Below are 11343 nucleotides of genomic sequence, written 5' to 3' on the forward strand. Positions count from 1 at the left end.
TAAAACGAATTAAGCACTTTTTACCTGTTCCGCAAATTGCTTTCTCAGAACTTTTGCCGCTTCAACCATATTGGTGAGTGCCGGTTCGGTTTCTTTCCAGCCACGGGTTTTCAAACCGCAGTCCGGGTTGACCCAAAGCCTTTCCGCCGGGATCAGCTTGGCGGCTTTTTCAATTAATCCGACCATCTGTTCAACAGTTGGAATATTCGGCGAGTGAATATCGTAAACCCCCGGCCCGATTTCGTTCGGATATTCAAAGTTCACAAACGCATCCAGCAGTTTCATATTCGATTTGGAGGTTTCGATGGTGATGCAGTCGGCATCCATCGCCGCGACCGATTCGATGATATCGTTAAACTCGGAATAACACATGTGGGTGTGAATCTGGGTGTCATTCGCCACCCCGGAGGTGGTGAGGTGGAAAGATTTCACCGCCCAACGCAAGTATTCCGCCCAATCGGATTTTTTCAACGGTAGTCCTTCGCGTAAAGCCGCTTCGTCAATCTGAATCATGTGGATGCCAGCGGCTTCCAGATCCAAGACTTCATCACGCAGTGCCAAGGCAATCTGGTTACAAGTGGTTTCACGAGGTTGGTCATTGCGCACAAACGACCAGTTCAACATAGTTACCGCGCCGGATAACATGCCTTTCATCGTTTTGTCGGTTTGACTTTGCGCATACTGCGACCAGAAAACCGTCATCGGCTTTTCACGTGAAACATCACCGTAAATAATCGGCGGCTTAACACAGCGTGAACCGTAGGATTGCACCCAGCCGAATTGGGTAAAAGCGTAGCCGTCGAGTTGTTCGCCGAAGTATTCGACCATGTCGTTGCGTTCCGGCTCACCGTGAACAAAGACATCGATGCCGATGCGTTCCTGACGTTCGCACACATCGCGGATTTCCGCCTGCATGGCCTCAATATATTGCGCTTCACTGATTTCGCCCGCTTTGAATTGACGGCGCGCTTGGCGAATTTCCGCGGTCTGTGGAAAAGAACCAATGGTCGTGGTTGGGAAAAGTGGTAGGTTAAATTTGGCTTTTTGCAACACGGCTCGTTCGGCATAAGGCGCAGCACGCTCCAGAGCCACTTCATCCAATTTTGCCATACGCGTTTGCACTTCGGCATTATTGACTAGTTTAGACGCTTTTTTGTCGGCAATCGCCTTGGCATTATCGGCCAGCGCCTTTTCATCACCTTTGCCATCCAGCACATCGGCCAAAAGCTTCACTTCATCCAGTTTCTGTTTGGCAAACGACAGATAGTTTTTCAGCTCCGGGTTGAGCTTTTCTTCTACCTCCAGATTGACCGGAACGTGCAACAGCGAGCTGGTCGGTGCAATCCATAGATTGTCACCAAACTTCGCTTTTGCGCCCTGCAGCTGTTCCACCGCCGCATTTAGATCGGTTTTCCAGATATTACGACCATCAACCAAGCCGATAGACAAAACCTTATCCGCAGGATATTGTTCAATCACATCATTTAGCTGCGCTTCTCCGCGCACACCATCATAATGCAGACCGGCAACCGGTAGTTGACAAGCGAGTTCCAGGTTATCGCCCAATGTTTCAAAGTAAGTTGCCAAAAGAATCTTAACCGGAGGCACTTTTAAAACATGGTAAGCATCAACCAACGCTCGTTGCCACTCGCTATCTAACTCCAGACCCAAAATCGGTTCATCGATCTGTACCCAGTTAATACCTTGTTCAGCCAGTTTTAGCAGAACTTGTTCATAGGCTTCTAACAATTCAGGCAAACGATTTAATTTGGGAATCACATTATCAACATTTTCCGCCAGGTACAGATAAGTGACCGGCCCGATCAGCACAGGTTTAAAGTCGATATTGTTGCCATCTTGTTTCAAAGCCAGCGCTTCAGCCACTTCATCAAACAGGCGCGTGTCGGTAATCTTGAATTCGGTGTCGTCATACAGTTCCGGCACAATATAGTGATAGTTACTGTCCATCCATTTTTTCATGGCACAAGCAAAGCCGGCTTTAGATTTATTTGGTTGATGATCGTGGCCAGGAAGACAGATTTCATCATCAGACGGAGCACGACCACGCGCCATACGGAAAGCGACTTCAACATCGTATTCGTCTTGACGGAAGCGTTGTGGAATCACTCCTAATAGCGTGCTCATATTCAAGAATTGATCGTAGTAGGCAAAATCATTAACAGGAATGAGTTCAATCCCGGCGGCAATTTGCGTCTGGAAGTTGTTATAACGGATTTCACGCGCTTGCGCTTCCAGATCCGCCAGCGTTTTTTCACCTTTCCAATAAGCTTCAATCGTGAATTTAAGTTCGCGGAAATCCCCGATACGCGGATAACCTAAATTATGAATGGTCATGTTCGTGTCCTTTTCGATGTTTTTACACTGCTTGTCTTTTTAAGACGGAGCTCAAATTTAGTAAGTGCAATAATAAAAACTCACAAACATGAAAACAAACGAATATAATTCAAATAAACATGAAATTAATTCATAAAAATAATGCTAGAAATCAAACATCTCAAAACCCTGCAACTTCTGGCGCAAACCCATTCGGTCAATGCCACAGCGGAAGCACTGTGCATGACACAGTCGGCTCTTTCGCATCAGATCAAACAACTTGAACAACAGATCGGCTCGCCGCTGTTTGAACGCAAGACCAAACCAATCGTGTTTACCCCGGCCGGCCGCCTGATCCTGCAAAGTGCGGAAGAGATACTACCCAAACTGCAATATGCCGAACGCCAACTGCAGGCAATGCAACAGGGAGAGGTCGGCCGCTTACTGATCGGTGTCGATTGCCATACCTGTTTCGACTGGTTGTTGCCGCTGGTGCGTCACTATCAGGAAAAATGGTCGGGTGTCGATCTGGATATTCTCAACAGCCATCAAAGTTCGCCGTTGCAAGAGCTGGAACAGCAGCAGCTGGATCTGGTCATCACCTCCGACCCGATTCAAAATCCGCATCTGAGATTTATCCCGCTCTTCAGTTATGAACTGATCGCGATTCTGCCGCCCAAACATCGTCTATCGGAACGTGCTTTTCTGACCGCTGCCGACTTTGCCGACGAAACCCTGATTACCTATCCGGTTGATCTGAAAAAACTCGATCTGTTTAAACAAGTATTGCTGCCGGTGGATATCCAACCTCGACAGATTCGCCATTCGGAACTGACGCTAATGATTTTGCAGAACGTCTCTCTCGGGCGCGGTGTCTGCGTTCTGCCGAGATGGCTGTTCAACAATATGAGTGAGTTCAGTCACCTGACTGCGAAATCGATTGGTGAACAAGGCTTGTGGACCAAGCTGTATGCCGCGGTTTTGCGGGAGAATGCCGACAAAGCCTACATTCAGGACTTTATCGATCTGGTCGCCGATGAAATGGTGCTCTAGAGAATAGCGATCAAGGCAAGAAACGGGCTTCCGGTTTAAAAATCGAAAGCCCAGACAGGTCTGGATGATTAGTGGTTTGCCGCAACCTGACGTAGATAATTATCCATAATGTGCAGGCTTTGTCCCGGCTGACCGGAAAAACCTAACATCTCGGCCTTACTCAGTACCTTACCGAACAACACCTCTTCTTCGTGCTGCTCGGCAATAAACCATTCAATAAAGTTAAAGGTGGTATAGTCTTCGGCTTCGAAAGAAGCCTTAGCAATTTTCTTAATCATGGCGGTCACTTTTTTCTCATGTTCGTAAGCCGCATGAATCACGTCCATAAGATTATCGAACTCATTCGGCGGCTGCGGGATCGCTTCAATGGTAATCGCTGCACCGCATTCCGCCATATAGTTAAAAATCTTATCCATATGTCCGCGTTCTTCCAGACTGTGGGTACGGAAAAATGCCGCGGCCCCGTCCAACCCCTGACCTTCGGCCCAGGCGCACATCTGCAGATAGATATTGGAAGCGAAAAACTCCGCATTCACCTGTTTATTCAGTAAGCCTTTGATTTCGTCGTTTAGCATGATGCCCTCCTTGTATGTATATGTATATTTCTATCAAAATTGAATTTATCTCTTTTTTACATTCGATTGCCGCACCGCTCAGCTGTCACGCAAACGCTTGTGCGTTTCCGGCCAATCGGCAATCGTCACCTGCTTGCGAATTTCAGCTTTCGGGCAGATCTCTTTGTGCTCGCAATCCAAGGCATGCAGAAAATCTTCCTCCAGAGCCGCATACTGGATTTTTAGGGCACGTAGCGCTTTACGAGACTCAACAAGCTCCCGTTGCAAACGCTTGTTCTCAGAAACCAGCGTAAATAAATTCGGATACATTTTCCACCTCCTTGGTTAAAATCCACATTTCAGTCAAGCTTGCCGATTACCGTCATTAGGCGGGAATTACCAGCGGCCAGCCGTGCGGATGAACGGATACGGACACAGGGAAGTCATACATACGGCTGAGTTGATCCGCTGCAAAAACCTGCTGAACCGAACCGAATGCCAGCACTCTTCCCTGTTTCAAAAGCAGCACCCGATCGGAATATTGCGACGCCAGATTTAAATCGTGCAGAACCGACAAGACACCGACCCGGTTGCGACGGGCAAAGTCGCGAACCACTTGGAAGACCTGATGCTGATGCGCCAGATCCAGGCTGGAAGTGCACTCGTCCAAAAACAGAAAACCGTCTTCACGAGCTATAGAAGTGCTGAGCTGCAATAAAACCCGTGCCAGCTGAACTCTTTGCTGTTCACCTCCGGAAAGGGTTACAAAACTGCGACCAATCAGGTGTTCGACATCAAAGCGCGCCAATGCATAACGAATTTGCGCATGCAGTTTTTCTTTCGCCAGCGGTTCAAGCACCATTTGCAACACCTCTTCGACCAGAAACGGAAAATCCAGCTGGATTTTCTGCGGCATCACCGCGCGCTGTTCCGCCAGAGTTCGCACATCATAGGAACGCAGATCCCGCCCGTTCAGGCGAATATCGCCATGATAATGCCGTACATCGCCGCTCAAAGCTTTCAACAGGGTCGATTTACCTGCTCCGTTTGGTCCGAGCACGCTCAAAACCTCCCCCGGTTCAAGCGTCAGACTGACATCATGCAAAATCGTCTTGTGCTCCAGCTCCACGGTCAAATTTTCCACTTCAAGCATCTACCACCCCACTCGATTGCGTCTTTGCAGCAACAGCCACAAAAAGAACGGGCCGCCGAAAGCGGCAATAACCAGTCCGATCGGCAATTCAGCCGGAGACAGAATCGTTCGCGCCAGCATATCCGAAGCGACAACCAGCAAAGCCCCCATAATCGCACTGCCCGGCAGCAGCCAGCGATGGTCTGGACCCAAGAGCAACCGGACAAGATGCGGCGCAACCAGCCCGATAAAGCCGATCATACCGCTGACCGCCACTGCCGCTCCGACGGCAAGAGAGCTTAGTACAATGACCGCGGTTTTCAGTTGTTTCAAGTTGTAGCCCATATGTCGGCTGACCGACTCTCCCATTAAAAACGCATTCAGCGCCCGTGCGAATTTCGGAAGTACAACCAGCGCCAAAGTGATCGGAGCCAGCGCAATGCTCAGATCGTCAAACGAGGCACCGGCAATCGAACCCATACTCCAGAAGGTCAGGCTGCGCAGTTCTTCATCACTGGCGTAATAAGTCAAAATTCCGGTCAAAGCCCCGGCAATGGCATTCATGGCAATACCGGCCAACAGCATCAGGCCGACATCGGTCCGCCCGTTGTGCGTTGCGACCCGATAGATCAGAAGCGTTACCGCCAAACCGCCAAGAAAAGCGGCAATCGGCAAAGCGAAATAACCGCTGAAATCGATCCAGTCTTTCAACAGAGACGATCCGAGAACAATGGTTGCCACCGCTGCCAAAGCCGCCCCGCTGGAAACACCGACCAATCCCGGATCGGCAAGCGGATTGCGAAACAGCCCCTGTAAAGCAGCGCCCGCCACTCCCAGAGCCGCACCGACCAACACCCCCAACAGAATGCGCGGTAAGCGGATATCCACGACAACTCTATGCACCAGCTCCGAAGGCGCCGAACCGAACAGGGTCACACCCGCATCCTGCCAACTGACGGCGATCGCTCCGACCGACAGCGAATAGGCGGCCAGCAGTGCCAGCAACACGCTTAGGAACGCTAATCCGAAGTAGGGTTCGTTAAAAACTCTCATGGCGCCATGGCTACCTTGGATTTGTTCGCCCGGTAAATCGTGTCGACCAATGACTGCACCGCTTCGCCGATACGCGGACCGAATGTTAAAAAGCTGTTGTCCATTACCACCAGCTGCCGATGTTTACCGGCATCGGTTAATTTGACCGCATTACCCGACAACATCGCCTCTCGCCCGCCGGAAGCCTTTAAACCGTGTTGCATGGTAATCAGATATTGCGGGTTAAAAAGAATCGCCGACTCCGCCGTCAAAGGTTTATACCCCTTGATCATCTTTGCAGGAATATTATCGACTCCCGCCAAACGCAGCATTTCATCGGCGCGGGTATCTCTGCCGGCAACCATCAAATTGCCGTTGCGTATCCCCATGGTAAAAAGCGCCCGGGCTTTATGTTTTGGAGAGATGCTTTGCAGATCGGCTTGCGCCTGTTCGACTTGTTTAAGCATCTGTGCCGCCAAGCTTCGTGCTTCAGGCTCCTTCCCAAGCGCTTTGCCGACTTGTAGAATTTTGTGCTTGACCCCATCCAAGGTAAAACGATTGTCGATCGTGACCAGCCTTATGCCGGAGTCTTCCAACTGCTTGAGCACTTTCTGCGGCTCGGCGTCATCGGTGACCAGCACCAGGGACGGATTCAAGGAGAGAATGCCTTCCGCACTGAGCTGGCGCATATAGCCGACACTCGGCAGCCGGTTCACTTCCGGCGGATAGTTACTGGTTAAATCTCTGCCGACCACTTCGGCACCGCTACCAAGCGCATACACGATTTCGGTCAAAGAGCCGTCGATAACCACCAAACGTTCACCCGCCAGCGCCTTATTCGACAGGCCGAGCAATAGCACCAAAGCGACAAAGCCGAGAATCCAGCCGCGAGCGGAATGCAACTCCTTGGAAAAACTTGCTTTCATCGCCGACCTCCATGAGAAACAAAGTTCTCCGTTACCGGACCGTCCAGGCGTTCAAGCGCACTCAGGGCATTTTCCCATGCATCGGTCATCTGCCGGTCGGCACGACAGTCACTGTGCAAATAGAGCATCGCTACCGGATTATGCTCGTCGTCAAACCACTCGACCGAGCGAGTTACCCCTTGTTCGGTTGGTTTTTCAACAATCCACGCCTGTTTGACGCCCTGCAGATTCAGATGAAAATTAAAGCGTTTATCGAGAACGTTAAACCAGGGACCGGTCTCGACGAGCTTGTGCAGGCGACCGTTGTGGATTTGCGTCACCACGCCGTTAGGCACGAAAATCAATACCGGAATCTTCCGTTCGGAAATCGACTCCATTAATGCTTTAACGCTGCCGAGAGCCAGTTGTTCGGCGCCCTCTTCCAGCAACTGATAAATCTGCGGCCGGGTCACGGCATGTTTTTTTAACAGACCGTTTACCTGATGGGCATTGTCAATCGCTTGCCAATCGGCGAGCAAATCGCGACGCTGTTCACTCGACAAGCGGATTTCTTCGCTGGCAAGCTGCCGAACCGATGGTTCCGGTTCCGGCATAAAACACTCGGTTTTAAACCGGTTCAAGAGAGTCGAAAAAACCTGGGAATCGCTCTTCGAAGTCAAATATATCTTATGAACCGCACTGCCGTAGCGATCGAAAAACTGCAAACTCAAACGTGAATTTTCGTTGACGGCAAACGCCCACTTAAACTGGCCCAGGCGCAAACGCAAATCGATATCCGGGTTGTTCAGAATCGCGACACTTCCATGGCGCAGCTTCGGATTCGCATAGACCCCGTAATGCTCCATTACCGCCGTGTCGTTACGGGTCAGCACCATGACTTCGCCAAGGCGATGCAATTCCAGCAATAACTCGGAAAAGCTCAAGGCATCCAAAGCGGTCGCCGACCCAGGACAGGACAAAGCCACATATTCCGCTTCACTGACTCCCAGACGTCGCGCCGCTTCACGGGCACGCGGCGGTTGTTTTTCCGCCAGCAGATTCTGTTTCTTCTCAAGTAGACTGTGCATTTTATTGCTCCTCCCAGGCCTCAACGCTAAAGACCAGCTTCGAGGAACCGAAACTTTTTATCTTGATACGCGCATAACTGTAATCTTCACCATCGTCTGCAGTCTTGCTTGCCGAGCGCAAAATCCAACCGTTGGAAGCGTCATCGTTGACCGTCACCGTATGGGTGGTCATATCGTAGGTGTACCAGTCGGAAAACTGCGACTGCACGTCATCGGTCAGCCATTCACTGCAATTGGCCGTGGTCACGGCATTAAAATCATCCAGAGTGTTTGCTGCGGTTTTGTTTTCGAACTCGGTTTGCACCGCGGTGCCGGAATCGTCATACAGTTCGCCATAGGTATGCGCCAGACAGCCGCTTACACTACCGCTGCCGGACACGCCGCTATTGGTTTTGAAGCCGATATATTTTTGATAAGCCAGTTGCCATGCGTCGGACTCGGCAACGGTTTGCCCGCTGGCCAGATCGAGGAAAGCGGCCGAACTGGTATCGCTGGCGGCATCCAGCGTCACCACACTGGCCTGACCTTCGACCGTTGCCGAGTCGCCGGCCGGCGCATAACGAATTCTCAAGGTTCCACTCGGATCGGTTCCCTGCTCGCCGTAATTTCCGACAACCTGAGCTTTGTAATAGACACCGTTGTCGTTAAAGACGTAGGTCGCAAAATTCGGCCACATTTTATGTTCACCGCCGACGTTGTATTCCAAAGGGCCGTAGCCGCCGGGAGTGGATAAAACCCCGCTGGCACTGTCTTCAAAATACTTGTAAACCTGCGACGTATCGGTCGGATCGGTCACTTCATCCGCCGAATCGGTTAGATAGGCGCCCAGACCGGCGTCTCCCGACCCGGAAGCGCCCCCGTTGACCTGAATCAATGGTTCATAACCGTTCTGGGTGATTTTCAATTCCCAGTCGTCGCTTTCGCTGACAATCGAATTGGTTTCCAAATCCCAGTAAACCGCGTCCGCACTGTAATCCAGCTCCGGCGTCTCCGTCACCGACCCGAACGCACGTGTTTGCTGTTCGTCGGCCGAACCGACATCCACGTCACCAGTCGTGTCCGAATCGGAACCGCCGCCACATGCCGTTAAGCCGGCGCTTAGCAGTAATAAAATGCTCGAATGAATCATTGCCTTCTTCATTTGTGGAATCCCCCTTCCTTAAAGGTTGTGAATAAACCGCCGGCCTTTAAGGCGCGGCATAATGCCAGCGAATACCGGCATACAGGTAGCGTCCCTCTTCGGGACGAAAATCATTTCCGTCAAAACGTCTTTGAATATCGGTCACATTGTCCACACCCGCATACCAGGCCCAACGGTCGTTCAACTTCTGATTGAATTTGACGTCCCAGACATCGAACGCAGGTGAGGTCGTCAAATTGTCTTCATCAAGATACTGTTCTGATTCATAGCGCCATCTGACGCCGATTTGTGCAGCGGCCGGCAGTTGTAAATCCAGACCGATTTTCACTTCGTGCTGCGGTCGTTTCACCATCTCTTTACCGGTAATTCCATCAAGCGCTTTCAGCCAGGTATATCCGGCATTCAGCCGTACTCCGGGCATCAGTTCGCGGTTAAACGCCAGTTCTGCCCCGCGGGTGGAAACCCGTTCGAAATTCTTATAGCGGTAGATTGCCAGCTCGTCGGTCGAGTCGGCAGGCGACAGAGCACTTTCGATCAAATCTTTGGCATCGTTGTAGTAGAGGTGAAATTGCAGAGAACCCTGGTCGGAAAAATACCATTCCCCGCCAAACTGATAACTAATGGAACTTTCCGGTTTAAGGTCGGCATTGCCGAGCACCATATAGCCGAGATGGCTGTGGTCAAACACGTAATAGCGCTCCTTCAGATTCGGAACGCGATAGCCGTTGCCGATCGAAGCACGCAGGTTGAAGCGGCCGAGGCGGGTAAATTCCCAAGACTGCAAGGCACTGAGCATCGGCGAAATATGGGTGCCGAAATCAGCGTCGTGATGAATGCGGATGCCGGGTAGCAGCTCGAGGTTTTCCGTGGCGAACCAACTGTCCTGCAAGAACCATTCGTCGGACACGGCATTTTTGTTGTCCACCTCTTGCAAACTATCGTCCTGGACAACATCCATCGACTGGCGTTTGACTTCAACCCCAAAAGTCAGATGATGGTTTTCTCTCCAGGAACGATCATATTGCACAGCGGCTTCATAGTTTTGAATGTGCGTATCGCGTTTCTGGTCGATATAAGTCGTCGCCTGCACATCCTGACGCGATTCATTTCGATAGTCTTCGCCCATCAGACGGATCTTCCAGTCGGAATCGCCTTGGCCTTTGGTTGCAAGCACCGCTGCCAGATGATAGGTGTCGGTTAGTTCGACTTTATCTTTGGGAAGATTACCGACACCGGGAACATAGTTATCCAGTACATTCAACAGGTCTTCGTGGTAGTAACGCGGCATCAGGCTTAATTGCAGATTCGGGGTCAATTCGTACTGTAACTTGGCGGATACCGTCTGACGTACGCCCTTTGCACCTTGCGTCTCTTCTCTTTCATCGGTCGCTTTCCAGCCACTGGAATCATCCAGCTGCACATTCAGTTCACCGGCCCATTGATCCCTCTTGGCGGATAGAGCGACCTTACCGACTTTCCGTGCCGGCAGATCGTCGCCTAAATTCTGTTCCTGCCATGAACCCCCGCTCAGGTCGATGTCAGCATGCACACCTTCCTGCGGTTCACGGGTAATGATATTCACCACTCCGCCCATCGCCGAGGTGCCGTACAAAGCCGAAGCGGCTCCTTTAATAATCTCGATACGTTCGACATCGCCAACGGCAATCTGCGTGATATCGACACTGGAACCGGTGGAAGCCGAAACCGGGTTGCCATCGATCAATACCAGGACTCGATTGGAATCGAAGCCCTGCAACCAGATACCGGAACCCGGCTTGCCGTGAATCTCCCGCAGCATCACCCCCGGAACGTAACGCAAGGCATCTTCTAGAGTAACCGCATGGTTTTGCTCAAGTTCGGCCCGCGTCACCACTTCGGTACGCACCGGCACTTCTTTTAAATAGCGCGGTTGGCGGCTGGAAGTCACAACCACGTCTTCAAGCCGGGTTATTACGGCATAACCTTCGCTCGAATCCGTTGATTCAACTTCGGCCAACACATTTGAAGAAACCGCCGCCAAGACAATTGCAAACCACTGGTACTTTTTCATAATCTTGAATATAATTGATAATTGTTATCATTATTATTAATATATGATTTTAAT

General features: G+C 50.9%; 10 protein-coding genes. 1 reads left to right on the forward strand and 9 read right to left on the reverse strand.

Annotation, left to right across the window (positions count from 1 at the left end; genetic code table 11):
• Positions 1 to 9: 9 nt before the first annotated feature.
• Positions 10 to 2355: a 5-methyltetrahydropteroyltriglutamate--homocysteine S-methyltransferase gene (gene metE, locus H8792_RS07175; protein ID WP_185978265.1), complete on the reverse strand. Its 2346-nt coding sequence runs from the start codon at positions 2353 to 2355 to the stop codon at positions 10 to 12.
• 141 nt (positions 2356 to 2496) lie between these two features.
• Here metE and H8792_RS07180 point away from each other — a divergent pair, with 141 nt between their 5' ends.
• Positions 2497 to 3387: a LysR family transcriptional regulator gene (locus tag H8792_RS07180; RefSeq protein ID WP_185978266.1), complete on the forward strand. Its 891-nt coding sequence runs from the start codon at positions 2497 to 2499 to the stop codon at positions 3385 to 3387.
• 68 nt (positions 3388 to 3455) lie between these two features.
• Here the strand turns inward: H8792_RS07180 and H8792_RS07185 are convergent, their stop codons facing one another.
• The 8 genes from H8792_RS07185 to H8792_RS07220 form a co-directional block, all read right to left on the reverse strand.
• Positions 3456 to 3962, reverse strand: a complete 507-nt coding sequence (locus H8792_RS07185) for a ferritin (protein WP_185978267.1) — start codon at positions 3960 to 3962, stop codon at positions 3456 to 3458.
• A 78-nt stretch (positions 3963 to 4040) separates the two neighbouring features.
• Positions 4041 to 4271 (reverse strand): hypothetical protein, encoded by a 231-nt coding sequence (locus tag H8792_RS07190; protein WP_185978268.1) that lies wholly within the window; start codon positions 4269 to 4271, stop codon positions 4041 to 4043.
• 55 nt (positions 4272 to 4326) lie between these two features.
• On the reverse strand, positions 4327 to 5094 hold the full coding sequence (locus H8792_RS07195) for a heme ABC transporter ATP-binding protein (protein WP_185978269.1): 768 nt from the start codon (positions 5092 to 5094) through the stop codon (positions 4327 to 4329).
• Positions 5095 to 6126 (reverse strand): FecCD family ABC transporter permease, encoded by a 1032-nt coding sequence (locus H8792_RS07200; protein WP_185978270.1) that lies wholly within the window; start codon positions 6124 to 6126, stop codon positions 5095 to 5097. It abuts the gene before it with no gap.
• On the reverse strand, positions 6123 to 7031 hold the full coding sequence (locus H8792_RS07205) for a heme/hemin ABC transporter substrate-binding protein (protein WP_185978271.1): 909 nt from the start codon (positions 7029 to 7031) through the stop codon (positions 6123 to 6125). Before H8792_RS07205 ends, H8792_RS07200 begins: the two co-directional genes overlap by 4 nt.
• On the reverse strand, positions 7028 to 8098 hold the full coding sequence (locus H8792_RS07210) for a ChuX/HutX family heme-like substrate-binding protein (protein WP_185978272.1): 1071 nt from the start codon (positions 8096 to 8098) through the stop codon (positions 7028 to 7030). The genes H8792_RS07205 and H8792_RS07210 overlap by 4 nt, the downstream gene beginning before the upstream one ends.
• Position 8099: 1 nt before the next feature.
• Positions 8100 to 9239, reverse strand: a complete 1140-nt coding sequence (locus H8792_RS07215; protein ID WP_185978273.1) for a hypothetical protein — start codon at positions 9237 to 9239, stop codon at positions 8100 to 8102.
• A gap of 46 nt (positions 9240 to 9285) precedes the next feature.
• Positions 9286 to 11289 carry a TonB-dependent receptor plug domain-containing protein gene (locus H8792_RS07220; RefSeq protein ID WP_185978274.1) on the reverse strand — a complete coding sequence of 668 codons (2004 nt, stop codon included), beginning with the start codon at positions 11287 to 11289 and terminating at the stop codon, positions 9286 to 9288.
• Between the last annotated feature and the right edge of the window lie 54 nt (positions 11290 to 11343).

It is taken from the genome of Thiomicrorhabdus heinhorstiae (assembly GCF_013391765.2).
Lineage (GTDB): Bacteria > Pseudomonadota > Gammaproteobacteria > Thiomicrospirales > Thiomicrospiraceae > Thiomicrorhabdus > Thiomicrorhabdus heinhorstiae.